This window comes from Mesorhizobium sp. NZP2077, from assembly GCF_013170805.1.
In the GTDB taxonomy this organism is placed as follows: domain Bacteria; phylum Pseudomonadota; class Alphaproteobacteria; order Rhizobiales; family Rhizobiaceae; genus Mesorhizobium.
Map to the genome: position 1 here is coordinate 6,836,286 of NZ_CP051293.1, position 26,022 is coordinate 6,862,307.

21 protein-coding genes and 5 pseudogenes are annotated in these 26,022 nt (G+C 60.7%); 5 read left to right on the forward strand and 21 right to left on the reverse strand.

All coding sequences use genetic code 11. The annotated features are described in order from the left end of the window. Nucleotides 1-35: 35 nt before the first annotated feature. The 7 genes from HGP13_RS33570 to HGP13_RS33600 form a co-directional block, all read right to left on the reverse strand. On the reverse strand, nt 36-626 hold the full coding sequence (locus tag HGP13_RS33570; protein ID WP_172234090.1) for an SMC-Scp complex subunit ScpB: 591 nt from the start codon (nt 624-626) through the stop codon (nt 36-38). Nucleotides 627-740: 114 nt separating this feature from the next. Continuing rightward, nucleotides 741-1,691 carry a DUF1403 family protein gene (locus HGP13_RS33575; protein WP_246707217.1) on the reverse strand — a complete coding sequence of 317 codons (951 nt, stop codon included), beginning with the start codon at nt 1,689-1,691 and terminating at the stop codon, nt 741-743. 278 nt (nt 1,692-1,969) lie between these two features. Next, nucleotides 1,970-3,940 (reverse strand): relaxase/mobilization nuclease RlxS, encoded by a 1,971-nt coding sequence (gene rlxS, locus HGP13_RS33580; RefSeq protein WP_172234092.1) that lies wholly within the window; start codon nt 3,938-3,940, stop codon nt 1,970-1,972. A 190-nt stretch (nt 3,941-4,130) separates the two neighbouring features. Next, complete coding sequence (locus tag HGP13_RS33585) at nt 4,131-4,814, reverse strand: lytic transglycosylase domain-containing protein (protein WP_109671992.1); 684 nt, start codon at nt 4,812-4,814, stop codon at nt 4,131-4,133. After that, the gene (locus HGP13_RS33590; protein WP_172234094.1) at nt 4,802-5,350 is read right to left on the reverse strand and encodes a S26 family signal peptidase; all 549 of its coding nucleotides are present in this window, start codon (nt 5,348-5,350) and stop codon (nt 4,802-4,804) included. Before HGP13_RS33590 ends, HGP13_RS33585 begins: the two co-directional genes overlap by 13 nt. Beyond that, nucleotides 5,347-5,616: a helix-turn-helix domain-containing protein gene (locus HGP13_RS33595; protein WP_172234096.1), complete on the reverse strand. Its 270-nt coding sequence runs from the start codon at nt 5,614-5,616 to the stop codon at nt 5,347-5,349. The genes HGP13_RS33590 and HGP13_RS33595 overlap by 4 nt, the downstream gene beginning before the upstream one ends. A gap of 163 nt (nt 5,617-5,779) precedes the next feature. After that, on the reverse strand, nt 5,780-6,103 hold the full coding sequence (locus tag HGP13_RS33600; protein WP_006328923.1) for a DUF736 domain-containing protein: 324 nt from the start codon (nt 6,101-6,103) through the stop codon (nt 5,780-5,782). 1,583 nt (nt 6,104-7,686) lie between these two features. Here HGP13_RS33600 and HGP13_RS33605 point away from each other — a divergent pair. Next, nucleotides 7,687-8,120 (forward strand): annotated as a pseudogene (locus tag HGP13_RS33605) (RNA polymerase sigma-54 factor); the annotation flags it as partial. Between the two features lie 56 nt (nt 8,121-8,176). Further along, a complete protein-coding gene (locus tag HGP13_RS33610) occupies nt 8,177-9,403 on the forward strand; it encodes an MFS transporter (RefSeq protein WP_172234968.1) in 1,227 nt (408 codons plus the stop codon). Between the two features lie 438 nt (nt 9,404-9,841). On the opposite strand, the pseudogene HGP13_RS33615 reads toward HGP13_RS33610, so the two are convergent. Together HGP13_RS33615 and HGP13_RS33620 are read right to left on the reverse strand one after the other, a co-directional pair. Then, nucleotides 9,842-10,038, reverse strand: a pseudogene (locus HGP13_RS33615) (nitrogen fixation protein NifQ); the annotation flags it as partial. 111 nt (nt 10,039-10,149) lie between these two features. After that, nucleotides 10,150-11,055 carry a LysR family transcriptional regulator gene (locus tag HGP13_RS33620; protein ID WP_172234098.1) on the reverse strand — a complete coding sequence of 302 codons (906 nt, stop codon included), beginning with the start codon at nt 11,053-11,055 and terminating at the stop codon, nt 10,150-10,152. 43 nt (nt 11,056-11,098) lie between these two features. Between HGP13_RS33620 and HGP13_RS38240 the strand changes: the two genes are divergently transcribed. Beyond that, a complete protein-coding gene (locus tag HGP13_RS38240; RefSeq protein ID WP_272481108.1) occupies nt 11,099-11,254 on the forward strand; it encodes a hypothetical protein in 156 nt (51 codons plus the stop codon). A gap of 35 nt (nt 11,255-11,289) precedes the next feature. Here HGP13_RS38240 and nolL read toward each other — a convergent pair whose 3' ends face one another. Further along, on the reverse strand, nt 11,290-12,411 hold the full coding sequence (nolL, locus tag HGP13_RS33630) for a nodulation factor fucose acetyltransferase NolL (RefSeq protein ID WP_172234100.1): 1,122 nt from the start codon (nt 12,409-12,411) through the stop codon (nt 11,290-11,292). Nucleotides 12,412-12,486: 75 nt separating this feature from the next. After that, nucleotides 12,487-12,915, reverse strand: a pseudogene (locus HGP13_RS33635) (acyltransferase); the annotation flags it as partial. Nucleotides 12,916-13,121: 206 nt separating this feature from the next. Between HGP13_RS33635 and HGP13_RS33640 the strand changes: the two are divergent. Then, nucleotides 13,122-14,066: a LysR family transcriptional regulator gene (locus HGP13_RS33640; protein ID WP_097574720.1), complete on the forward strand. Its 945-nt coding sequence runs from the start codon at nt 13,122-13,124 to the stop codon at nt 14,064-14,066. 14 nt (nt 14,067-14,080) lie between these two features. Here the strand turns inward: HGP13_RS33640 and HGP13_RS33645 are convergent, their stop codons facing one another. The 4 genes from HGP13_RS33645 to nodB all read right to left on the reverse strand — a co-directional run bounded on the left by HGP13_RS33645 (nt 14,081) and on the right by nodB (nt 17,640). Then, nucleotides 14,081-14,926 (reverse strand): TIM barrel protein, encoded by an 846-nt coding sequence (locus HGP13_RS33645; protein ID WP_027056371.1) that lies wholly within the window; start codon nt 14,924-14,926, stop codon nt 14,081-14,083. A gap of 262 nt (nt 14,927-15,188) precedes the next feature. Beyond that, nucleotides 15,189-15,839 (reverse strand): LysE family translocator, encoded by a 651-nt coding sequence (locus HGP13_RS33650; RefSeq protein WP_097574718.1) that lies wholly within the window; start codon nt 15,837-15,839, stop codon nt 15,189-15,191. Nucleotides 15,840-15,860: 21 nt separating this feature from the next. Next, the gene (locus HGP13_RS33655) at nt 15,861-16,484 is read right to left on the reverse strand and encodes an FMN-binding negative transcriptional regulator (protein WP_006328898.1); all 624 of its coding nucleotides are present in this window, start codon (nt 16,482-16,484) and stop codon (nt 15,861-15,863) included. Nucleotides 16,485-16,980: 496 nt separating this feature from the next. Continuing rightward, the gene (gene nodB / locus HGP13_RS33660) at nt 16,981-17,640 is read right to left on the reverse strand and encodes a chitooligosaccharide deacetylase NodB (protein ID WP_097574726.1); all 660 of its coding nucleotides are present in this window, start codon (nt 17,638-17,640) and stop codon (nt 16,981-16,983) included. 364 nt (nt 17,641-18,004) lie between these two features. On the opposite strand from nodB, the pseudogene HGP13_RS33665 reads away from it, so the two are divergent. Beyond that, nucleotides 18,005-18,130, forward strand: a pseudogene (locus tag HGP13_RS33665) (LysR family transcriptional regulator); the annotation flags it as partial. Between the two features lie 22 nt (nt 18,131-18,152). Here HGP13_RS33665 and HGP13_RS33670 read toward each other — a convergent pair. The 6 genes and pseudogenes from HGP13_RS33670 to nodC form a co-directional block, all read right to left on the reverse strand. After that, nucleotides 18,153-19,622 (reverse strand): PLP-dependent aminotransferase family protein, encoded by a 1,470-nt coding sequence (locus tag HGP13_RS33670; protein ID WP_172234969.1) that lies wholly within the window; start codon nt 19,620-19,622, stop codon nt 18,153-18,155. 640 nt (nt 19,623-20,262) lie between these two features. Beyond that, nucleotides 20,263-20,370: pseudogene (locus HGP13_RS33675) on the reverse strand (nodulation protein NodZ); the annotation flags it as partial. 167 nt (nt 20,371-20,537) lie between these two features. Further along, the gene (locus HGP13_RS33680; RefSeq protein WP_172234102.1) at nt 20,538-22,559 is read right to left on the reverse strand and encodes a carbamoyltransferase; all 2,022 of its coding nucleotides are present in this window, start codon (nt 22,557-22,559) and stop codon (nt 20,538-20,540) included. 304 nt (nt 22,560-22,863) lie between these two features. After that, nucleotides 22,864-23,652, reverse strand: a complete 789-nt coding sequence (locus HGP13_RS33685; protein ID WP_172234104.1) for an ABC transporter permease — start codon at nt 23,650-23,652, stop codon at nt 22,864-22,866. A 3-nt stretch (nt 23,653-23,655) separates the two neighbouring features. After that, entirely contained in the window at nt 23,656-24,678 is a 1,023-nt protein-coding gene (nodI, locus tag HGP13_RS33690) for a nodulation factor ABC transporter ATP-binding protein NodI (RefSeq protein ID WP_172234970.1), read from the reverse strand. Nucleotides 24,679-24,727: 49 nt separating this feature from the next. Beyond that, nucleotides 24,728-26,002: a chitooligosaccharide synthase NodC gene (gene nodC / locus HGP13_RS33695; RefSeq protein WP_172234106.1), complete on the reverse strand. Its 1,275-nt coding sequence runs from the start codon at nt 26,000-26,002 to the stop codon at nt 24,728-24,730. Between the last annotated feature and the right edge of the window lie 20 nt (nt 26,003-26,022).

Below are 26,022 nucleotides of genomic sequence, written 5' to 3' on the forward strand. Positions count from 1 at the left end.
TGGGCGTAAACTCCGAGGTCGGATCGAGTCTGCTTTCAGATGTCGGGCTCTGAAACGTCATCCTGACCACTATCTGAAAACCCCGGGGTGATGTCGCCCGCAAGCAGCTTCTCCTTCGAGAGCAACCCGGCATCCTCGAGCGCCTCGAAATCCGGCAGGTCGCGCAGCGTGTCGAGTCCAAACTCCAGCAGGAACTCTTTTGTGGTGACGTAGGTGTAGGGCGCACCGGGCGTCGGGCTACGCGGCCCGAAGGCGATGAAGCCGGCGCCGCGCAGGTGGCCGATCAGGTCGCGTGAAACTTCCTTGCCGAAGAAGGACGACAATTCTCCACGCGTGATCGGCTGAAAATAGGCGATGCACATCAGCACCAACACCTCGGATTGTGTCAGGTCGACTTCTCGCTCGCCGCCACCGACGGCCGCGCGGATGGCGTCGGCATAGGCCGGCCGGGACAGATGCTTCCAGCCGCCGGCGACGGCGACGAGGTCATAGGGCCGTCCGCGCAGCTCCTCGCGGATGTCGTCGATGAGAAGATCGATGCTGCAGCTCTTGCCGACGATGCGTGCCAGCGTTTCGCGGCCGACGGGCTCGCTGGCGGCGAAGATGGTTGCTTCGACCCGGTGCATCCATTCGCTTCCGGCGGCAGGTGATCCAGTTCACGATCAAACAAATGGTCATTTGGTTGGCCGTGGCCTCCTTGCGCTCCCCCCTTCTCCTACGTGCACTCTCCGCCATCGTCTTCACAGCCCGTAGATGCGGAACGCGGGGCGGCCGGACAGTTCGCGGACGGCGCCGAGCTCGACCAGCCGGTCGAACAGGCGGCGCAGGCCGCGGTCGCTCATTCCAGCGATCTTTTCCGAGGCAACGATCGCGTCGTCGGTCAGGAGCCTGTCGACAACAGCATCCGCTGCCTTGGCCCGGAGTTTCGGCGCGACGGCAAGCAGCCGGTCCGCGCGGCGCTCGAGCTCGGCGGAAAGATCAATGGCGCGCAGCGCGGCGCGCGCCTGCGCGCCCAGCAGGCTTTTGGCCCGATCGGCTTCCGTTTCGGCACCCGCAGCCAGAGCGGCAGTTGCCGGTCGACGCGGCCGGCCCGTACCCACAGCGAAGGCCGCCTCGCCGCCCAGCAACGGGATCGCATGCGTCCAGCCTAACCGCTGCGCGAGCAAGACATCGGCAAGCCAGGCTCCGAGAACGCGCCCGAAGCCGTAACGCTCCGCGGCCGCGAAGGCCCCGACCAGCGTTTCGACCGTCCCGGCGTTGGCGGCAAGCTGCCGGAGATCGTCCGTCAGATCGCTGACCGCCTCGTCATTGCGCGTGAGACCGAGATCTTCCAGCACCGCCGCGAGGTTTTTCTCCGTCAGCAGATCCTCCGCTGGCCTAGATGCCAGCCGACGCCAGGCGAGGAGCAAAAAACCGGCGGGTCCGACATTGTCGCCCGGTCGTGTGAGCAACACGGCGTCGCGCAGCGCGCTTTCATCCTCGACGCGGCCGGCCTGTTTTGCCGTTGCCGTGGCCGCCGAAAGCGCCAGGCGCTGCCGCCAGGCGCCGGCCCATCGCTCCTGCCGGCGGACCACCGCATCGAGCGCGCCGATGGTTGCGCCTGCGGCGAGCGTAACGTCCTCAACACCTTTGCCCGCAAGGTTTTGCGCATCCGGGATGGCGCGGCGCAGCCAGGCCGGCACCGGTGCCATCGGCGCGGTCGGAGGGGTTCCGGCAGGCGTGGCGTGGTGACGTGCAGAAGGTCTGGGACGCAGAATCATCGAGGGCACGATGAATCATGGCGGCGCTTTTAGCAACAGAAATGGACGAAAAGCGCTGTGCTTGTCGTGCCTCAACAACGACTGATAATCTTGCATTATCAGCCGTTTAAATCGTCACGATATCCATACCTCTAAGTAAGCCGGCTAACCATGCAGCTCTCGACGGAGCGCGCTTTCTGCTGCGCGGACGAAGATTCCGTGCAGCCATGTCACGAAACACTCGGCCCGCTCCTCTGCCGCCCGATGGTCCATGAAACCCCCTCCCCGCGCATGATCCCGGACACCTCCTTTCCGATGTACCGATCAAGCACCGGCCTCCATGGCACGAGCGTGAACTCGCGCGACTTATCGATCACGGCATATTTGCCGCTGGCAAGCTCGACCGATCGGCGCAGCGTGCCTTCTATTCGTTCTCCAGGCTGCGCTTCGGCATACGAGAGACCGAGCTGATCCGACAGCTGGCCGGCGACACGGTTCAGCTCGCGCTGGCGCAGGATCGAAATCATGTTGGCACGATAGACGACCCGGTCCTGTTCTTCGTGCGCGAGGCCTTGCGCGATCAGCCACTGCCGCCGACGGGCATGCGCCTCCCGCACCTCATGCCCGAAGCCTGAGTTGCGCAACGGCTCCGGTCTCTCGGCAACCAGGTTCCGGTCGAGCCAGGTGGCGCCTTCGAAGCTGACTTGGCGTTCCAGCGGCATTGATGAGAGCTTCTCGACTATCACAGGCTCGACCCTGGCCCGCAGGCGCTCGTATTCCGCGACACGATCGAGATGATCCGGCGCGATGATCCAGGTGCCATTCGGCTCGCGCTCCACGCCGCCGGTGGAGCGCCGGATCGCCTCCAGCCGGCGGATATGCGTCTCGGCAAAGCTTTCGGTGGCGAACGCATCATGCTTGAGGTGCATATCGACGCTGTAACGGCCGCCGTGTGCGGTAGCGATGTCGGCGATTGTACGGTCGACTTGCCTGGGCTTGGTATCCCTCGACGTGACACGCACGATGCAGCCGTCGGGCGTCGGTTCTGTCAACTCGCCTTTGCCGATGTCTATCCAATGGCTTTTGCCGTCAACGCCGTCGACGATGAGGTAATGCCGATCGTTGATTTCGTCGGCGAGCCCGCGCGCGACGAGGCGGCCGACGACCGGTGGGGAGGGCTCTTCACGTCGATCGTGGACAAGGTAATCGGCGGCACTGCGAGCGAGCCCCTTGCCAGTCAGTTCGCGGTGCATGGTCTTGATGATGTCGCCGCGTTCGCCGGTGCGGCGCAGCGTGGCTTCCAGCTCATCATCCAGGCGCCAGCGGACCGGGTCGACCTCCTCGGCTAAGCCCATCCGCTCGAGCTTGCGCAGACGGCCTTGATGCAGCGTCTGGCGAAAGGCGTCGCGGCCGTCCGTAGAAACAAGTCGGTCCTCATCGCGCATGCGCAGCAGCTGCCGGTCGATGCTGGTGAAGCGTTCCTGCTCCATTTCCTGGCGCAAGCGCTGTTCAATCTCGCGGTCGGTGCGGGGACCGAGGTCGAGGCTCACCAGTTCGGCCGCCCGTTCGCGGATGCCGCTCGAAATATACTCCCGCGCGATGACGAGGTTTTCGCCGCGATCATCCTTGCCGCGGACAATGATATGGGTGTGCGGATGGCCGGTGTTGAAATGGTCGACGGCAACCCAGTCGAGCCTGGTGCCGAGATCCTCCTCCATCTGCGCCATGAGCCGCCGCGTCAGCGACTTGAGGTCGTCATACTCAATGCCGTCTTCCGGTGCGACGATAAAGCGGAATTGATGCCGGTCGCTATCCGCGCGATCGACGAAGGCCTTACTGTCGATGCGATCACTGCCGGGGCCATAGAGTTTGCCGGGTTCGCCTTCCCTGGTGACGCCATCGCGATGGATGTAGCGCAGATGCGCACGCGCCCCGTCCGCACCCTTGCCGGCCAGCTTCACAATCCGCGCCTTGACCATCACCCGCCGCTGCCGGAAGGCGGCATACCGGTCGCGTGACTTGAGCAGCGCGGCCGCCGCCCCGCCGCGGCCTGTCCGGCTCCCCGTGAAGCGACCGCCGTGCTGGAGGCGGCCGCCGGCTCGGTTGATCGCTGCCTTGACCTGGCCGGCATAGCGCTTGCCTGCATTCGAGCCGCGCGAGCCGATCTTGCCGAGCTTCGGCCTGAACTCATCGTCCTGCATACCAGCCTCCGGGCAAATTCAAGCGAAACCTGAGTCTCGCTGGCCCACCCTCCTGGCGCCGCCGGCAGCCTCCGGCAAAAACGATGTGCAGACAAAGGCCTCGCCGCCTCATGGAGGCGGTGCCTTTATCTTGCCTTACGCGCCCCTCGCCTTAAGCGTCCCCGGCCCCTCCCGGATGCCCTCAACAACGCTAGCCATTGTGCTTCCTTGGCCGCGCGCGATCCCTGCCGAGCGGCACGAAAAGGCCGCCATTCGTTTCACCGGCGCGAACACCGTCGCGAAGGAAGAACAAAGAGCGTCCGGAGGGAGCGTTCCGCCCCTTTGAAGTTGTGGATTGGCCTTTGAATTCGTTCATGTCGGCCGCCGAAATCCCCGTCGCCTCAAGCTGTTTCAGATAGGCAACGGTCTCTTTCGGCAGCGGCCTTCGAAGCTTCAAATGGCCTTGATAGCGCTCGGGTCCAGCGTTGTAGGCGGCAAACAGGCCGGGGAATCCGAAACGCTTATACATGGCGCTGAGATAGGCGGTTCCGGCCAAGATGTTGTCGCGCGGATCGTGCGGGTCGGCTCCCAGACCGTGCTCGACGCGCATCTCCTGATAGGTGCCGGGCATCACCTGCATGAGGCCCATGGCGCCGGCGCGGGAGGTGATGGGACGGCCATCGAGGACGGTCTTGCCGCGGCTTTCGGCATCGATGACGGCGCAAATCCAGGCCTGGGGAATGTGGAAGCGTGCGCTTGCTTCCGATACGAAGTGCTGCCATCGTTGCAGCTGCGGACTTTGGGAGATGACGGCTGGCTCAGCGCCGGTCGAGGCGGAACAGGCGCATGGCGCGACGGCGATCATGCCGAGCATCAGGAGGGTCATTCGGTCCATAGCGGCACCAGCCTCCCGATGATGTTTTCGGCCGGCACCGGCCCGAAATATCGACTGTCGAAGGAGTGATTTTTCTCGTTGCCGAGCAGGAAAACCTCGTCATGGGCGAGCGCTCGGCAGCCGTTCCACCAGGGCAGCGGACGGCCTTGCGTGTCGATTTTGAGCCGACGGGCGACGATCTCGCCGCCGATGATGATGGCATTACTAAAGGCGCAGACATGCTCGTACGGCAGCGCGGCGAGACGCTTCACCAGCGGTATATTGCGAGGCAGATAGCCGCGTTGGTCGGCGAGATAGGCAACGAAGCCAGGCGGGCGGGCGAGCACAAGATCGCCGCGCGCAGGCGTGCCAGACCCAACGCGATAGAGACCGACCGGCGCGCTAGCCGAGGCGTTCCAGACCAGCAAGGGAGACGGCTTTGGGAGCGCCGTGAAGCCTGTCAGGCTCAGGCCAATCGCGGCGATGGCGATTGCCTTGCGCGCCCGAACGCGCCGCAAACGGCTGCCGATCAGATGGATGGAAGGCCGCCGGCTCATGAGCGGTCTCCCTCGTCGGCTGAGCCGGAACCGCCCTTGTCATCGTCGGAGCCAAGTTCTGGCGGGCGGCCTTTCGACCAGTCGTCGAGTTCGTCGATGTGGTAGCGGACATAGCGGCCGTGCTTGCGGTATTTCGGGCCGCCGCCGGTCAGCCGCATCTTTTCCAGGGTGCGCTGGGACAGGCCGATATAGAAGGCAGCCTGAGCGGTGTTCAGAAACGGACTGCCCTTCTTGGCGCGGGCCGCGCGGTCGTTTTCGTCGTCCATGATGGTCCTCGTTTCGCTTCGGACAAGCGACCGCGAGGATCGGCGAACGAGGTCGTCGTGGGGACGGGCGAAGAGTCGGGTGGGAGTTTTCGCCGCCCCTTCGGGCGAGCGTCGGCGGGAAACCCCCGCGCCGAGTTGCGGCGCGAGGGCTTGAGCCGGCCGGTCAGTCGGCCGGGTTCCAGATGACGGCGTAGGTGTCTTGATCGTCTTGGCCGGCGGCGCGGCCGAGATTGGCGTAGAGCTTGCGCGGACCGAACTCCGGTGCGGCGATGGACAAGCTCACATAGTCGTTGCCGGAAGTCTCCCCGGTTCGGATCCAGCCGGCGCCGACCTCCACGCCCTGCGTCAGCACCCGGAAGTCGGGATGGTTGTCGGCGGACTTGCTCCGATTGGGCACGATGTCGATGTCGGCGCGGACGCTGAGTGTCCTGAGCTGGCCTTTGTAGCTGCCGTTTTCCTGCTTGTTGACGTAACCGATCGCGGTCATTTTCCTGTCTCCTTTTGCTGTCGCCGGGGACCATTCCCCTGCGATGGCGGACCGTGATGGGCGCGTCCGGACCGCCCGAACCCGGCAGGGCCGCAGCGGCAGCGAAGGACCCGAGCGGGCAGCTTTTTTGAAGCGAAGCGGGCGCGAGGAAGCCGCGTCATGCGGCGGGGAAAAAAGCTGGTGGCGAGGGTTTCGGGCGGGCTGGAACCGCCCATAGGTCAATGAGCCAGCCGCAGGGGAATGGTCCTCAAGACGTGTGGGGACAGGTCGCGTGATCGGGTGAGCACAACAAACGATCGGAACGCGTGCGGCGGGTTCCGCACGCTCAACACCGTGCCGGATCGATAAATGTGCCCGTGCACCGGAAGCTCCAGCAGGCATCTCGGCGTGGTAATCGAGCACTGGCAAGGGCGAGCTTTGGCGGCCGGATATTGTTGCCGGAGGCGGGGTCCAAGGGACGGAACGTGCAGCCAACGCGCCCCGGAGAGGCGCCAACCCTCGGCTATCGACGAGCCGCCTCGGCATGGCGGACTCATTCGAGGGTAAACAGCGACCGGGTCTTGGTCGAAATCCGCATCAGCAGGTTCCCGTGGAGCGAAACCGATCGTCTCGGCGTGATCGAGGAATTCGACCACATTGATACCGATGGCCTTCGCGAGGTCCGCCTGGCTGAGACCAGACGCTTTTCTTATATCGACGCGGACATACCCGGGTGATCGGCCAGCCGCCATCCGCCAAGGTTAGGTCGTTCCTAGCGGCGCGGCGGGCACGGCTGAGCCCGCGTCCGAAGTCGACGAGGAAAGGGTATTGCTCCCCCGATTTCCGAAGAAGGCCACTGGTCGCAATTGCCCCTGTGGGCCGTGGCGATCTTTTGGTCGCGCTTGCGACATTCTTGTCAGCCTTCGGGACACAACAATGTTTTCGGATAGGCGCGCACGAGGGAGCAAATCAAGGAATCTCAATCATGCAAACGCCGTGACGCCCAGCCGGACTCGATCCTCACGGCGTGGAGACCGGCGCGCCGTGCTGAAGAGCTCGAAGGTGTCAAAGGCCTTCCTCGACAGGGGACCAGCAACAGCGCGATCGTAGGCGCGACGGCCGCGTCTTCGCAGATCGCAGCCTGCGCACGCAATTACACGCTAGAGACAAAGCCTTACGCGGTCGATGCCGGCGTGTGGCAATGCATCGGCTCGGCCCGTCCGGAACGGTTTTCGCCTTCCCTTGCCGGTGCGGAAGTTCTGACTATTCCGACAGTACAGCACCTTTGCTCGGTCCGGGTGACCAAGCGATTGTGCGGCGCGCGCGGTCTCGGTCAAGGCACGGCGCCCTGCTCAAGCCGACAGGGCTTCGGCAAAAGATAGTCCGATTCGGTGCCCCCAAATGCAATGGCATAGCGCTTGCTGTTATCCGTTAGAGCCCATCAAAGCACGTAGAAAGCTATGAACAGAACCATGGCAAAAACACGAAGTTCCATACCAGCGCCCAAGGAGACCGTGCACGTTTGCGCCGAACGTCCCCTCCAGACGTCCCTCCTCCGGTATCTGATTTGCTATGGCTGGTTCGAGACTGACGGAGCCGTGGCGCTCGCCCAATTGTCGCTTACCCGCCTCCGCCAGGAGGATGCCTTTTTTGGAACACGGCATCGACCAAGTGCGGCCTCTCGGGCCCAGGACTGTCGTCGACGCGATCAAAGTGCATCAGGCGACGGTAAGCCGGGTGACGTCGAACACATACATGCAGACCCCGCGCGAAGTGTTCGAACTGAAGTATTTTTTCACCGTCGCGAGCGCGTCCTCCCAAGGTGGCGACGCGCGGTCCCCCCCGAAGCTGTCCGCCATCGGATCAAGGCGACAATCGCCGACGAATCGCAAGATGACGAGCTTTCCGACGACGACATCGTCGTCCGGCCCAAGGAAAGGGCCATCGATTTGCGCGCCGCACCGTCACAAAATATCGCGAAGCGATGAACATCCCCTCGTCCGTGCAATGCCGCAGGGAATGGCGCTTCTGGCGTTAATGCGGGTCAACGCAGCCACCCGAGTTTGCAGCACATCCAAACTGGAGACCCTGTTGATGACCGAATCCGCTACGGGCTTCATGGACGGAGTTCTGCATGACCCAGAACAGCCAGATCAACGGTCTGGTCCCGCATGGGGCGCAGTCATTTCGCTTGCCTTAGGCACCTTCGGGCTTGTGACGGCAGAGTTTCTGCCTGCCAGCGTGCTGACGCCGCTCGCGCATGATCTCTCTATCACCGAGGGTGCAGTTGGACAGGCGCTGACAACGACCGCCATTGTGGGGGCGATCTCGGCGCCGACGATGGCCGTCATCACAAGGCCCCTGGACCGCAGGATCGTCATATGGGCGATGACGCTGCTGCTGATCCTGTCGAACGTTCTATCGGCCGTCGCGGGGTCGCTGCCGGTTCTCCTGGCCGCCCGCGTCGTGCTCGGCATAGCGCTCGGAGGGTTCTGGTCGATTTCGGCAGCGCTGGCGATGCGGCTCGTTCCAAGTCACCTCCTGCGGCGCGCCATGTCGATCATCCTCACCGGCGTTACCGGCGCTACCGTTTGCGCGGCTCCAATCGGCGCCTATGTCGGCGACATCTGGGGATGGCGAACCGCCTTCATGATCGCTGCAGTCGTCGGCGCCGTTACGCTGGTAGTGCAACTCATAACCATTCCGAGGCTGCCTCCGATTGGAGTGACGAGCTTCCGCAGTCTGCTGGATGTGGCCAAGAATCCGATGATCAAAGTCGCGATCTTGGTCGTCCTGTTGGTCGCTTCCGGGCATTTCGCCAGCTTCACCTATATCCGCGCCTTCCTTGAGAAGTTTCCCGCGCTTGATATCGAGACGATCTCGCTCGTGTTGCTCGTCTTTGGCATCGGCGGCTTCTTCGGCAATTTGGCCGGCGGATTCCTGGCCGAGCACAGCCTCAAGGCAGCCGCGGCCCTGCCGCCCCTGCTCATAGCGATGGCCACTGTCTCGCTGCTGACGCTGGGAGCATCGGCTTGGGCCACGGCGATTGCGGTTACAGTATGGGGCTTTGCCTTCGGCGCGGTGCCGGTGGGACTGCAGACATGGATGGTGCTGCACGCCGCTCCCGAGCAGGCCGAAAGCGCCGGTGGGCTGATGGCCGCAACGTTCCAGGTAGCCATCGCAGCGGGCGCGATTTTCGGCGGACTACTGATGGACAATGCCGGCGTCGCCAGTTCCCTTGCCTACAGCGCCGTTGCCTCGTTCCTCGGCGCCCTGACAGTGTTCTTGCTCGGCCCGAAGCGCGAACCTCAGACCACCTGACAGAGAGGCTATCAGTGCAGCGCGGGAAAGATGCAATCATCAGCCGCGCGGTGCGATCCTACGCACGATTTTTGGCGGTTGCAGGCCTCGTCTCCGGGTGATCGGACGCTGTTGTCCGGTCGATTTCGACCGGCGGGGGCGTTTCGAATGATGGTGCCGACGAGAGAACCTAAGAGTGCGGGACCGAACCGGACCGCCTCGTCCGTCGACCGCTCTGGCATGGCGACGCGGTCTATGCGGCTCTGTCTTGCGGCGAGCATCGGGCGGATCGCGCGCCTGATCTCTTACATGAAGCTCGGGGCCGAACATGCCCCGCAGCTTCTGATTCGGCCCGAAATAGAGGATCGTTCGGCGATATCGCAGTTGTATTCACCAACTGTGATCCAGCCGCGATTGAACGTCGACAGCCCCGCGCGGCGGATTTCCAGCGGCGGAATCTCAAGCGCCGCCTGCCCTTGGCAAAGGCGGCTTACCGGAATTCGGCAGGACGACGAGACGAGTTATCTCACGCTCAGGATCCCCGCAATTCGGTGCGGCGCATGGCGAAAACCTTCAGCCTCGCATAGCTTGCGGTAAAAGTACTTCTTCCACATGTTTTTGGTGTTGCCGGCTGCCGGCGTGGGGAAACACGTGGCACGCCGTCATGCAAAATCATCGAATGTGCGTCAGACCCAATTTTGCACGCCGGTTCGCACCCGTATGAGGCGCTGAGTAAGTCTAGACTGAGACCAGGAGTGCCCGCGACTTCACATGCGGGATGCCTCCTGCAACATTATCTGCCGCATCCAGATGCTTGCCGGATCACTGTTGTGAAGGGTGGGCCATTGGACGGCCTCGGTGAACGTGGGTAGTGGCCGCGGAAGTTCGATGATCCGCAGGGGAAAGGTTCTTTTGAAATGCTGAACCAGCCGGAAGGGCATGGTCGCTATACGAGCTGTGCCTGAGACCATCGGCGGAATCATGCTAAAGGCCTGCACGACGATCTCGACACGTCTCTTGAGACCATGCTCAAGCAAAAACTGTTCCTCGATGGAGGGCATCTGGGCACCGCCGACCCTGAACGCAATGTGCTTCATCGATACGTATCTCTCGAATGTAAGCTGCCGTGGCAACTCCTTGTTCGTGGGGCAGCCCACGCACACGAATGTCTCGTCGAACAGCGCCGCTCTTGGATGGGCGCTTGACATGAAAAATTCCGGAAGAATCAGAAAATCGACGTCACCGCGCCGGAGAAGCTCATCGGGGTCGTGGTCGAGCGGCCGCAATTCGAAGCTGACGGCGGGTGCTTCGCGTGCAACCCGCTCCACGACCTTTTCAAAAAACACGAGTGTGGCGAAATCGGAAAGAATGATCCTGAAGCGGCGATCGGATTGAGCCGGATTAAACGGATCCCAAGAAATAATCGAGCATTGGATGTGCAAGAGTGCGCCACGAACTGCGGGAGCGAGTGTTTCCGCACGCGGGGTTAGAACACGTTCGCGGCCGCTCATCGTAAACAGTTCATCGTTGAAATAGTTGCGCAGCCGGGCGACGGCCGCGCTCATGGCCGGCTGACTAAGGTTGATGCTGCTTGCCGCCGCCGTGAGGTTGCGCGCGGTCAGCAGTGCGTCGAGCACGACGAGAAGGTTCAGATCAAGGCCTTTGAAACGCATGCCTCATCTGTCCGTAACGTGGTTGTTTGTCATCGTGACCATTATGGGCGCTCGTTTACGGTCCCACTCAGAGGTGTTGTGTCCCGACCTGCCGCCCGCGCGCGTGGAGGACGTGCTCGTCGTAGTTATGGGGATAGCGCGGCCGATGAGCGAATGGCCGACCGGTACAACAGTCGATCGGATAGGTCCGGAGCTATGAAACATGTCGATTACAGATGCGAATTTTTCACGTGGCTAATTGATTACAGATTGAGATTTGAGCGGACTTGGGTGCGGCGGCGCTCCGACAACGATCCGCGACACATATCCGAGGTTGCGCGCAATACTGCGAATTGCCATCGCTATGACGACAATCGCCACTCCAAGCACAGTTGCGAAGGCGATTCTGGTCGTGAGATTCCAGACTTCTCCAAACTGTATCAAATCCATGAGGCGAAACACGGCACCCTGGACCAGGTAAAGCAGCAGCGTGCTCTGACCAAGCTGCACCGCGACAAAGCGAGCTACTCTAGTCGAATAGACAAGTCTCCAGCATTGGAACATAGACTGCATTGCTACCGCAGAAGCCGCCAAAGAGCCAGAGAACATCAGAAAAACTCGTTTAGCTGACTGTTCATCATGAATTAAAACGAGATTGTTGTAGGCATAAGTCTCCTTGCCCCATCCGTGGAAGCATATGAAAGCCGCTATCGAAAATAAGACAACAAAAATCGATTTGTAACGCCAGATGACACCATTCTGCCATCCGATCGGCTGGGCAAACAGGAACCCTAAACAATAAAATGGGTAAGTGTATTTTAACAACGGGGTTATTGATAACGTGATGGGTGCGAATGCGACCGCAATTGCAGATGCGCTTATGATCCACATCGATAGACGGTTGAACGTTGTAAGAACTCTAATCAGAATGAACGAAATAAATGCGGCCCATATGAACCAGTAAGTTCCAATAGCTTCCTTCGGCAAATCTAGAAATATATCAGTCAAACTCTTCGTAGGAAAAATAACTGCGGACTTTAACGTCCAAATCAACGTACACCAAAATAGCATTGGCAGTAGTAGCTGCATTGCCCGCTCACCGACACCCTGGGTGAACGATTTTCGCAAAATTGCCCCAGAAGAAAGGTATCCGCTTATCGCCATAAATAGAGGCATATGAAACATGTAGATCGACTTGAAATACGGCGACAGCCAGAAAGCGTCGGTGCCCTGGTAGATTAAATATTGTAACAAGTGCCCAATTATCACCAAAGTAATGAGTATGCCTTTGGCGAAATCAAAGCTTAGGTCTCGGTTGTTTGTCCCTGCTGGGCACGAGCCGCATCCCTTCGCTCCGGCTCTTATGTGATCAAGCATCAGACTCCAGCCTATCTGTTGCAGTTGCTACTTGCCGTTTCTGGGCACGGCGAGCGCGGTGCAAAGGATCGAAAATCACGCGGATCGCGGCGTGGTATGGAGGGCCGATTGGCTGCAACCGAGCGGACAAAATCCCAGTGCCTGATCGCAAACCTCGAGCGCATTGGCGGTCGCATGTGTGGCGATGCGAACGCCCGGCACTATGGTCGTCTGGCCGTCTCTGCAGAACCTCTCAAGATGGTTTCGCAACGGGTGCCGAACCATGCCAAAAGCGAATGGAATGCCACGCTGCTGCAGCACCGGCCGCATGATGCGGATAGAATGACTCATTCCGAGTCTCTCAAGATCCGGATGCATCCTGTACGATCCGAGCTCGCCTACCAAGAAATCAACCTCGCCAACCGTGAAGAAATGGCGCAGCAGGTCCTAGTGAGCTGCTACGCCGTGCACATCAGAGCCGATTGCGCGAACCTTCGGCCCTGCACCGGCCCAGCTACAACCGCCTGAAAGCCCCTGTCGCCCATAGGCCTTTTGGAAGAAGGCGGAGAGTTCGACATGATCGGCTACTTACAAGTCATTTCCCGGCACACGCTGCAGAAGCAGTGGCGTGATCGGGCGCATGTCAAGTGCGGTCATCTATGCAGCGCCCTGGAAGTTTGGTAAAATCGATTGTTTAGATCGCGAGCATCCACGCTATGGATAAGTGAAAGATGCGCTTCAAGGGCCTTGATCTGAACCTTCTCGTCGTGCTCGACGCACTGCTGACCGAGCGGACCCTCACGGCGGCGGCAAGCAGCATCAACCTTAGTCAGCCGGCCATGAGCGCGGCCGTCGCCCGGCTGCGCGACTATTTCAACGATGAACTGTTTACGACGAGCGGCCGCGAACGTGTTCTAACCCCGCGTGCGGAAACACTCGCCCCCGCGGTTCGCAGCGCACTGCTGAACATCCAGTGCTCGATTATCTCTTGGGATCCGTTTAATCCGGCTCAATCCGATCGCCGTTTCAGGATCATTCTTTCCGATTTCGCCACACTCGTGTTTTTTGAAAAGGTCGTGGAGCGGGTTGCACGCGAAGCACCCGCCGTCAGCTTCGAATTGTTGCCTATCGACGACGACCCCGATGAGCTTCTCCGGCGCGGTGACGTCGATTTTCTGATTTTTCCAGAATTGTTCATGTCAAGCGCCCATCCAAGAGCGGCGCTGTTCGACGAGACGCTCGTGTGCGTGGGCTGCTCCACGAACAAGCAGCTGCCACGGCAGCTTACATTCGAGAGATACATGTCGATGAGGCACGTTGCGGTCAAGTTCGGGCGGACGCTGAAGCCCTCAATCGAGGAACGGTTTTTTCTTGAGCATGGTCTCAAGAGACGTGTCGAGATCGTTGTGCAGGCCTTTAGCATGATCCCGCCGATGGTCTCAGGCACAGCTCGTATAGCGACCATGCCCTTCCGGCTGGTTCAGCATTTCAAAAAAACCTTCCCCCTGCGGATCATCGACCTTCCGCTGCCACTACCCACGTTCACCGAGGCCCTTCAATGGCCCGCCCTTCACAACAGTGATCCGGCAAGCATCTGGCTGCGAGAGATATTGCTACAGGAGGCGTCTCGAATGACTTCTCCGGGGGACGCCAAAAGGCGCCCCAGGCAGCCCTAATTTACTCCCGCGTCTCACGCCGGCACTCGCGTCAATAGCCCGTGTCGGAAGAGAGCGATGCTCGCGGCAAGTGCGCCTGCGAGGTCGTCCAGCGGGTGGGCTGCGTCGACAAACGGTGCGAATGAGAAGGGCCCCCCATAGCCGCCATCAAGCAGCGCCCGGATCTGGCTGCCATTGTCGGAACCGACTAGGACGCGATCCGGGTAAATCCAGTGGATCGGATCGTTCACGCTTGAAATGTGGACGAGACCGGTCAGCTCGGAGGAGAAGAACGTCTCCCCGGCAAGCGTGTGGTGGAACGTGTCGTGCACGAGGCGGAAGACGGATTGGCCATCAATGGCGGCAATGGCCTTAGCCGCTTCGTTCTTCGATCGAAGCGAGCAGGTCCGGAAGCCCAGCGGCTCGATGAGACCGATCAGACCGCGCGACTGGAGGATCGGCTTGAGCGCCTTCAAGGCGACGCGGAGATCGCCGCGGCGCTCGACATTGGCGGGCCAGGAGCCGTCGTTGACCGGCACCAGCATGAGCGTCTTGGCTCCGCAGGCCGCTGCATAATCGGCGAGCTTGCTCGCCTCGGCCCTGCGGGCGGGGGTCCACTCATTGAAGCGCTGGAGGGCATTGACGGAAATAATCCCAACGCCTGTGTCGGCGGCCGCAGACCGGACGTCCGCCGCCGGCATGCCGCGTGCAATAGCATTGCTGCCCGGTTGGCTGCGGATCTGGACATCGGTTAGGCCCTGGTCGCGGGCAAAAGCGAAAAGTGCCCTGACGTCAAGTCCGGGCGTCGCCAAATAATCGAGTGCAAAGCGGGGCGATGCTTGGCGCATGGCTTGGCTTTCCTTCCATGAAACGGGCGTCATTCTCGGCTGACTGGCTTCTACCGTGCGTTGATTCGCGAGGGCCGAAATGATGGGCATGAGCGAGGCGAGGCAGTCGTACTCACGTTTCTCTCACGCTATGTTTTTCTCTCATTTATGAGCCGACGTTCACCCAAACGGCGGTGCCGCGCCTCCTGAGACATGGCTTGAATAGGTGCAATGACCGAACTGGCTCGTAGCCATCCAACTGCTTCCGCAAGGTACCCGCCAACCCTGAAAGATGCCCAACCGATCAGATTCAAAGTCAGGCAGCAGGGTGTTTCGCCAGAGCGAGGCCGACGCCCAGCGCGATCATCGCGCCGCCTGACGCCTCCCTCAGGCGGCGGATCAACCCGGGACGCGCTGCCGCGCCGTCTTGAATGCCGCTGGTCACGACGGCAACCACGATGTCGGCGAGCGTGTTGAGCGCAATGGACACGGAGCCAAGCACCACGAATTGCAGAGCTATGAGCCCTGCGCTCGGATTCACGAACTGCGGAATGAAGGCGAGGAAGAAGATTGCCGTCTTCGGGTTGAGCGCCTCGACCAGTACCCCTTCACGAAACGCCCGCCGGGGTCCGACTGGACCCACTGCGGCGCCGTCATCGCCGCCAGTCGCTCCCTTGAGGCGGGCGGCTTGAAAGGTGCGAAAGCCGAGCCAGACGAGGTAGACCGCGCCGAACAGCTTTAATGCGGAGAACAGTTCCGAGCTCTCGAGCACGATCGCGGAAACACCTAAGCTTGCGGCGAGGACGTGGATCATGCCCCCCAACCCCGTGCCGAAGCTGGAAGCGATACCTTCCCGACGACCACCGGCGAGCGTGCGCGCGGCAACGTAGAAGATGCCCGGACCGGGGGTGATGGCGAGCACGGAGGCCGCGGCGAGGTACAGGGCGAATGGGGTCAGTTCTGGCATGATGGTCGATTCCGACGAAGATTATTTTGGGATGAGAGCGGCGACGTCGCGGTCAGATGCCCGCTCGCTCGCCGCAAGGCCCGCCGCCACGCCAGCGCGGTCGGCCGCGTTCCGGTTCTGGCTCATTTTGCGCTTGCCCTCCAGCCTCGTGATTGGCATGCGCAGGCCGACGATTCCCCGGAGTTGCGCCTGTACAAAATCCGGCGGCGCGTCCGACACGGCCCAAGGCGAGGCGCGCTCGCCCTCGTGGTGGTCGGTCAGCCGATTCACGACGTCCAGCAGTCTTCCCGCATCCTCGAAGAACTCGACCGGGCCATAGGCGTGGACGGCGACGTAATTCCAGGTCGGGACGACCTTCCCGGTTTCCCGCTTGGTCGCATACCATGCCGGCGTCACGTAAGCGTCCGGCCCCATGAAGATGGCCAAGCCGTCGCCCAGCGGCGGAACACGGCACTGGGGATTGGCCTTCGCCAGGTGCCCGTAGATCACGCCGTGCTCGCCCTCGCTTTCGTCAAGGAAGAGGGGCAGTGGCGTTGCGAGCGGCCCTTCCGCCGTGACGGTAACGAAGTTCGCCAGCAGCGCCGCGCGAATGGTCGCGCGCAGGCATTCCTTGTCGTCGTCGCGGAAAGCGGGAGGGATGTACATCGCGAAACTCCTTGCGTTACCAAGTCAGGTATCGGCAAGCTGGCCCGTTGGAAACAGCCAGTCAGAAGCTATTGAGGTAGTCCAGTTGGTGAAAGATGGCATCGCGCGCCGGATCAGAGCACCGGAATCCCCGGTGCCGGTCACGGTATGCGAATTGCTTGCCAAACCTTTTGGACGCAGCCAGCGATCCCGCAGGGTCGCGCTATGTGAGCCTGCGGCAAGCCCAATGAAATCGATCCAACGCGAAGTGGACCATACATTCAAACAATCGTCGAAGAGTGAACCTACCGGCGGTGCTGGGCCATGCCGAGAGCGTGCGCGGGTCCTCATCGTAGCAGGTGACAACAGACGTCTACGCTTAGCCAACTGTCGGAGCCGACCAGTTCGTCCGATGTCGACGAAGTGCTTGTTCGCAGGGCGCAAACGGCCTGTAAGCCTTCATAAGTGAGACCACACAGGTACTGGCTGGGAAAGCAGGTCCGTGGGATCTCGCATTTCAGTGATGTTCTGGAAGCGAGCGAATTTCATATCCCCAGGCATCTAATGCAGGAATCAGATTGGACAGCGCCATAACGGTCTGGTTGCGCAGACTGGCTTGAGTGCTCCGTGTCGACTCGTCGGGAGGGCATCCGTCGTGCAAGAGCACGATTGCGCCGGGGCGTACCGAGGTGAGCACTGCATCGACGATCGCGTCGGTGCCGGGGCGCGACCAGTCTCTTGGGTCGATCGACCAATGAAGGGCCGCCAGCCCCGCGATCTCTGAGGCAGTGAACACTTCTTCGCTCCAGGCGCCGTATGGCGCGCGAATGTAGCGGATCGAGGCCTGCGGGCATGCCAGCATGATGGCCTGGTTCGCCTCAAATACCTCACGTTGCACTTCGCCCAAGCCGCACTTGGACAGGTCCGGATGAGACATCGTGTGGTTGCCTACCTCATGCCCTTCTGCGATCATTCGCTGGATGAGATCCGGATGCTCTGCGGCGTAAGCACCAATGACGAAGAATGTCGCTGGCACCCGATTTTGCGCCAGCACATCGAGTATCTGTGGTGTGAAACATGGATTGGGACCGTCGTCAAACGTCAGATAAACGCTTCGACGCCCGGTGCCGTCAGCGCATTCACTCTGCACCTCCCATCTGTCATCGAGACGTCTCATAGCTGCGAACCCTTCCGGTCAATTGTTGTACCGGTCGGCCATTCGCAATCGGCATAACCCCGATCCTTGAGGTAGGGGCCTACGCTATCGGGGGGAGCTTGTCGCGAAGAGCCGACGCGATGCAGCTTGCGCCGATCACCGATGTACCTGGTCGAAAAGGGGATCGGCTCGCATAATGTTCGGCGCAGACCAGGAGGCACACACCAGAAAGTGCTCCTCGAAGCCAACGCATACATCGACAATCTCCTTACGGCTGCATCCTTGAATTCTTCCTATGGGACGTTCCGTCCAATCGGCAAAATCGATTGTTTCGATGACAAGCATCCACGCTGCGGATAGATGAGACAAAGGCTTGGATCGCGCACACCTCACGGCCGCCGCAAGCAGCATCAACCTAAGTCAGCCGGCCATGAGCGCGGCCGTCGCCCGGCTGCGCAATTGTTTCAACGATGAACTGTTTACGATGAGCGGCCGCGAATGCGTTCTAACCCGCGTGCGGAACCGTCAGCGTCTCAGAGTCGAGCGACGACGTCCCGGAGCATCTCGACGCCTTTTTCGATCTGCCGGATGCTCAGGGCGGAATAGCCCATGACAAGCCCGACGCGGTCGGCTTCCCCTGCTCCCGACTGCCGATGATAAAGCGGCGAAATCGGGTGCAGACCCAGACCCGCGTATTGGGCGGCTTCGACCAGCGCCGTTTCACGCGATCGCGGCAGGTCGTTGAACCAGATGACGACGTGCAGTCCAGCCTCTGCCCCCTGGACGGCGATCCGATCTGGAAAACTCCGCTTCAGGGCGGTCAGCAATGCCTCCCGGCGCTCGCCGTTGATGCGGCGCACGCGGCGCACATGGCTTTCATAGCCGCCGCTCTCGATCAGAGAGGCCAATGACTCCTGCCCCGCCATCGGAGAATGCCGGTCGGCAAGCTGCTTGGCGGTTTCGAAAACCTGCAGGAATTCCGCCGGGACGACGAGATAACCGATCCGCAGCATCGGCGAGAGCGTCTTGGAGATGGTGCCGAGGTAGATGACGGCCCCATGATCCTCGAGGCTATGCAGCGGGGGAACGGGGCTGATATCGTAGCGATATTCGCTGTCGTAGTCGTCCTCGATGACATAGGCGCCCTGCTCCCGCGCCCATTCCAGAAGCTGATGCCGCCGCGGGATCGGCATGACGCCGCCGAGCGGAAACTGATGCGAGGGCGTCACATAGGCCAGCCGGGCCGCGACCCCCGCCAGTTGCTCCGTTTGCATGCCGTGATCGTCAACCTCGAGGGGAACGGGCGTGGCACCTGTACTGGCAAAGACCTGGCGCGCCATCCTGTAGCAGGGGTCCTCGATGACGAAGCTGTCCCCGGGGTCGAGCAGCAGGCGCGCGCAGAGATCGAGGCCCTGCTGCGAACCATTGACGATGACGATCTGCTCGGGGGCGCAGCGCACAGTACGGGCGCGCCAGAGATAGCCCTGAAGCGCTTGGCGGAGCCGGCTCGAACCGCACGGATCGTCATAGGCGAGCCGTGCCGGCCGCTGCGCCATCGCCGCGTTCATCGCGCGCTTCCAAACCGATGCGGGGAAATCTGAGGGCGCCAGGACGCCATATCGGAAATCAACCTTCAGCGTGTTCGGCAGGTAATCCGGCCAGCGCGGAGTACCACGCAGCCGTTCGCCATAGCTTGACAAGTGAACCGGGCCGAACCGTTTTGGGGGATTGGCGGTCAGCTCATGTCCCAGCAGTGAGGATGCGACACGAGGGCGCGCGCCTTGACGGATGTCGATGAAACCTTCCGCGGCCAGCTGCTCGTAGGCGACGGTGACGGTCGTTCGCGAGACTCCAAGTTCCTCGGCGAGACCACGGGAGGACGGCAGCTGGCTGCCGGTGCCGTAAACGCCTCTGAGGATCTGCTCGCGAAGCGCTTCGTAGATCTGGCGCGCGCCCATGCCATGCGAGCGGGTTGAAGCACCGGGGCCTGGAGACTGGACCATTTCTTTTCCTGCCAACTGGACATTCCATATCAACCAGTTTGCAGCCACTCAATCCGAAAGCCAAGGTCTGAAGCCGATGCCCGAGACCGCAATCCAGGACCGGTAAACTGGCACAGTCTGCGAACGATGCCAAATTCGGCTTCGCTACCCGCGCGATCCATCCCGGCTACGATCCGGCTGGTTTCCCAATGCCGTTCAACCACGCGTCTTCCTGAGCTCGACCTACGATCGAAAGCGTTGCGGCGAATGAGGCCGCCGCCGGCGGCGCAATCCTCGGCGACGCGGAAGCCCCTCCACACGCTGTACGAAACGGGCTTGCGCTACATCACCGGCGCGGCGCTCTCGCCCATGTCAGCCTTCCTGGTTCTGCGCGGGCTGAAGAAACTCTCACGCTTCGCATCGAATCGCCAACGCTAACCGCGCGGGGGCCTTGACCAACAGATCTCGACTTCCTGAAGAAAACGCCGGCGAAATCCGCAATGGCGTGATGATTGGAGGCCGAAGGGTCAAGCGGCGCTAAGACATGATCGTCGCCCCACCGACGCATTTTGCCAAAAGTATCTCAACGACGAATATGCCGGGGCCGCCGCCTTATTCTGCGAGCGGCCCAGCCGGCTCGCACGTCCCGTCCCGTCCGCTATGCGTGACACCAGGCTGATGCCGGAGACCGTAGGCAGTCACCGAACCCGGTACGCCGTCGAGAAACGACAAATTGGTGCTGTCTTGAGCCACCAGCAAGCAAATCCATTACTGATCCTCGACTGCCATAAGCGTTAGATGGGTTGAGCATGCATGCTCGCAGCACATGCAATCGTCAGGACCCTTGCCTCAGCCGATGGATGGGGCACAGTCATATGAAGATGCTTGGACAGACCGGTGTTTCGGCAGCTGTTATCTGTCGTCCAGCGATTGGCATCAGTTTTGATGGACGCGAGCAGCTTGCGAGGGACGCATGCGAACGCGGCGCTGCTCCCACAATCGTCGCAGTTCTCCTGTGAGAGTCTCGCGCTGGGCCTGATCCAGCGTAATTGTATCGAGGAGATCCGCGAGCACGGCTTCGCCTTCGATCCGCGTCAGCATATCGAACAACTCATGTGAAATACGCGCATAGTCACGGCTGGAGTGATCCGTTCGGATTTCGCAGACGGTCTCCTGGCGATCCTGCGCCGTGTATGCGCGGACTTTATGCAGGGATACATAAGGCGGCAATGAAACCGCGAGCGCAGTCCAATCCTGCAGCGTTGCGGCCCGTTTTTTGACGAGGAACGGCCCGACCACAAGTCCATCCAGCTCTGTCGTCAGGAACGTGGCAATCGAGTCTGCAACGGAATCCACGATCGGCTCGGCATTGTTGTTGAAGGACGTGTTGAGCAGAATTGGGATGCCAGTGCGCTGCTTGAAGGCGTTGATGACGTCCCAGTAGGCCGGACTGGCCTTGCGCGATACTGTTTGCAGCCGAGCCGTACCGTCGACGTGCGTGATGGCACCGAGCAAACCACGCTTGGAATCGCGCACACGAACCACGAAATTCATGAAGGGAAATTCGCACGCACTGCCTGGGAGGTCGAAAAATTCGCGCGCATCCTCCTCCAGCACTGATGGGGCGAACGGGCGATACCCTTCCCGCTTCTTGACCATGGCGTTGATCCGGTCCTTGTTTGTGGCGGGCCTGGGGTCGGCAAGAATGCTGCGATTTCCGAGCGCGCGCGGCCCGAACTCCGAACGACCTTGCACCCAGCCGATCACGGCGCCACCGGCCATCCACTCGGCTGCCCTATCCGCCACCGCCTCAGTGCGTTCAAACTCCAGGTGCCCCGCCCATGCCTTTAGTTCCTCTTCGACAGCATGATCGCTCGCGAGATCCGGCCCCCAATAAACCTCCTGCAGTCGCGCACGCGGCGCGGGGCGGCCCAGCTCACCAGACACGATTAGCGCGGCGCCTAATGCGCAGCCAGCGTCATGCGATGCGGGCTGCACGAAGATGTCTTCGAAAAGTCCTGAATAGAGCATCTTGCCGTTCACGGAGCAATTGTGCGCAACGCCGCCGGCCAGGCACAACCGCGTCATCCCGGTGGCCTCACGATGATGCCGAAGAATGTGAAACACGATGCGTTCGAGCGCTTCCTGTAACGACGCACTCACATCTTTATGCTGCTGGGTGAATGGCATTCCCTTTTGCCGGACCTGAATGCTGCGGAGCAAAGTCGGACCGATGCGGTCCAGGTGGACCCGATACTCGCCGTTTGCAGACAGTTCATAGAACTGCTCGAAAAGCTCGCGATAGGGAACGGGATCGCCGTAGGGGGCAAGCCCCATTACCTTATATTCATCGAACAAGCCGTAGCCGAGATACCGGATCACCTCGAGATAAAATAGCCCAAGGGAATTGCTCTCTGGGAAAGTCGCGAGTTGCGAAATTTCAGTACCAGATCCTACCGCCACGAGGCCCGACAGGAAATCACCAGAGCCATCGATCGCGAAAATCAGACTTTGCTCGAAGCCCGACATTGCAAAAGCGCTCACGGCGTGCGCCTGATGATGACTTACGAATGAGATACGCGAAGGGTCGAGTTCGGTACCGAACTCCTGCGCCAACAGCTGCTGCACCAAAAGTTTGGCATCCAACGGAATGGAGGCGTCAGGCTCGGAAGCAAGCATGTTTTCGAGCATGGCGTTGCAATAGGCTTCGGTAGCGTAGTACGCCACATGATCGATTTCGCTGAGCTGAACCCCAGCGGCTGAAAGACAGTATTGAACCGAGCCAATCGGGAGCTTGTTGGAGTGTTTGATCCGATTGAGGCGTTCCTCTTCTACGGCCGCAATGACCTGTCCGTCTCGGACGAGTACCGCAGCGCCATCGTGCATGAATGAGTTCGGAACCTGGAATCTGTTTTCATAGACTTTGTCTAATCCGCCGCTCAATCCTAGACACAGCATCTCGCTCTCCATTGTCGTACAGGAAGACTGAATTGGCCTGTCTCAAGGCCGTTTGATCAAAAACACAGGCTGCGTTGTCGTTCGCCGGCGCGAACGCCAGTCAGAAATCGCCAACCTCAAAGAAATTCTCTTCCGCCGGGAATCAACATGAGATCCTGTGATCGAGGTGCCGGGCGGCCCATAACGTTGATAGATTGAGTGGATGCCACCGAAGACCCTGGGTGGCATGCCGATTTCTGTTGGCGATGTCGTTTATTGGCAGCACGAAGTCCGTTGCGCATTGCTTATCTCCCTCTCTTTCGCGTCAGCGCATGAGTCGGCGGCGCAACAGCGCCATCGAGAGGAAGAATGGCAACAGCGCGTACAGGCCGAGCACACCGACATGCAGGGCAATGCCGCCAATCGGGCGATCAAGCATAACCGGACGAATGAGGTCGATCGCATGTGCCAGCGGCATGCATCGCGCTATCTGCTGAAACGCGTGAGGCAGCTGATCCGATGGGAAAACGGCGCCCGACAGGAACATCATAGGTGTGAGGACAAGCGTCTGGTAAAACACGAAGTAATCGTAGCTGGGCGAAAGCGCGGTGACGACCATCGCGAGGCTCGCAAACACGCACCCAGTGAGAGCAATGATTGGCAGCGCATAGAGGATGGACGGCCAGGCTGCATAACCCAACGTTGCGGTGACAATGGTGATTGCCGTACCGGCCAAGAAGGCCTTGGTGGCTGCCCACGCCAGTTCACCCAGAACGATGTCGCCGAGGGTAACGTGCGTATACAGCATTGCTTCCCAAGTGCGCTGAGAGTGCATGCGAGCGAAAGCCGCGTACAATGTTTCCATGGTAGAGGCGGTCATCGCACTTACCGCGACCATGCCGGCCGCCAAAAAGGCAATATAGGACGCACCGTCGACGCGGCCGACCATTATGCCGAGGCCGGTGCCTAGGCCGAAAAGATAGATCATAGGATCGGCAAGGTTACCGAGAATCGTCACGAGTGAGACTTTCTTCCATGCCAGATAGTTGCGGCGCCACACCGCAACCCAGTTCCACGCATTGGCCGGCAACGCCGCCGCAAAATCTTCAATCATCGTTCACTCCTCCATCTCGCGCCCGGTCAGCCGCAAGAAAACATCCTCGAGATTGGCTGGACGCAAAAGAAGCCGTAGACCTGCTCGCCCGTGCAGTTGCGTGCGCACCTGCTCAGGGTCTGGCGCATAGCAATAAAGGGTTTCGCCGCTGACCTCGATGCGCTGGGAATGTGGCTTGACCAGCGAAAGCAACTCGTGCGGATCGCCGCCGTAAATCTCCATGACCTGGCATCCGATATGCTCGTCGATCAGCGCCTGCGGGCGGCCTTCGGTGATATTGCGACCCCTTTCGAGCACGCACAGCCGATCGCATAATCGCTCAGCCTCTTCCATGAAATGCGTCGTCAGGATAATCGTCTTGCCACGTGCCAACAGGGCGCGCAGCCGCTCCCAGATCAGGTGGCGCGCGTGCGGATCGAGGCCGGTGGTCGGCTCGTCCATCACAATGAGCTGGGGGTCGTTGATCAACGCCCGCGCCATTGTCAGGCATCGCTTCATGCCGCCGGACAGTTCCGAGACGCGCGCATTCGCCTTGCGCTCGAGGCGAGCGAACTCGAGAAGCGACGGGATGACCGCTTCGCTCTGACGAGTGCTCATGCCGAAGTAGCGTCCGAACACCAGCAAGTTCTCGCGTACGGTCAATTCCTGGTCAAGATTGTCGAATTGCGGGACCACGCCAATGCCCCTGCGTGCCAGCCGAGCGCGCGCCGGCACCGGGACGCCGAGCACCGTGATCGCGCCCGCGTCAGGGCATGTCATGCCGAGGAGCATACGCGCAATCGTGCTTTTGCCCGCCCCGTTTGGTCCGAGGAGGCCGAAACACTCTCCCGACGCAACGGAGAACGACAGTTCGTCGACAACGATCTTGTTCCCATACGACTTGGTTACGCCGGCAAAATCGACTGCCACGGTTGACGCAGAGTCAGGCACGGAGCTTTTCGCGCTTGTTTGCCCGTGAGACTCCCGTTCGATCGCAGGAGTCTCGAATCGCCGCAAATCCTCTGGGCCCAACTTACGCTTCAACACTTGATGTTTCTGGTCCTGGCTCAAAACTCTTCCACCTAAGGTCACGTGACTATTGCTGTTCGCTGTAAGCTGCGTCAGATCCAACCAAGTCGGGCTTTGGAATGCTGCCGCCGGTGTCTGGCACGTTGGCCGCAGAGCTTCGCGACAACCAATCGCTATTGCTCAAAGTACACAGCGCGTATGCTTTCAAAGGGAGCAGGAGAAAGATGTTGATGAGTGTGTGGAGCGAGAACCCGAGAAATCGAAGTTGGCGCGCACGAAACGCTGCCACGCTGCAGCGAACCATCGTCATGACCGCAATCGTCAGGCATGCCGTCCAGGGCACGGTACCTGTCGTTACGAATTGCGCGAGCCCAGCCAGGAGCGACAAAGAGAGCAATAATGGGCCAATATTCTGCCCAATCACGTCCAATGTGAGATAAATATTAAGGCCGCGCAGCAGTTGGAACGCCAGCAACGTGTCACGGAACGTGCTTCGGGCCCAGCGGAGCTGTTGGCGCAGATAGGGACCCATCCTGTTGGGAACGACTGTTGCCGCGACGGCCTCCGGGACATACTCTGTTCGAAAGCCTGCTTTCAGCATCAGGATCGTAAGGTGGCGATCCTCACCGAAGTCGCTCGGCTTCCCTCGAAAGCGCTGCGTCTCGTACTGGTCCAGCAGCGAAACAAGCGCGGATCGCCGGTACATGGCACACGGACCGCAGCAACACATGACGGCACCGAACCGAGCCTGCGCTGCCCGCTCTTCGTTGCAGGCGAGCCAGTATTCCATGTCGATCAACCGCGTCAGCCAAGTTTCAGTGCGATTGCTAGCCGCCAACTGGCCCATGGCGGCGCCGACCGCTTGATCTTGCATCTTCAGCGCAAGCCTGGTGATGACGTCCGGCGCGAGGATCGTGTCCGAATCTACATTGAGCACCAAATCTCCGCACGAGCGGCGAATGGCGGCAATCTGCGCCTTGCGCTTTCCAACATTCTTTGGGAGCACAATGAAGTTGAACCTCGGGTCGCCCGCGTATTCCTCATGTACACCCACGAGGGCATCGCGGTTTGCAGAACCGTCATCAACAACATAGACCTGCAGTTTGCCGGCGTATTCCTGACTTGCAATGGAAGCCAGGCAGTCCGAGAGGGTGCGAGGCGCCTCGTTGTAGCACGGGATAATGACATCGACGCTCGGCCGAGGCTCACCGCCGGGCGGGTCGCCCGAGGTCGGCGCTACGTTTGTAGGCAGGGTATAAAACACCTGCGCGGTTTTGTAGACGGTCGACAGCAGCGCATAAGAGCAGATGGCAACAGTACTGGCTGTGGCAAACAGGGTCATGAGATGTCAGATTCTTCAGT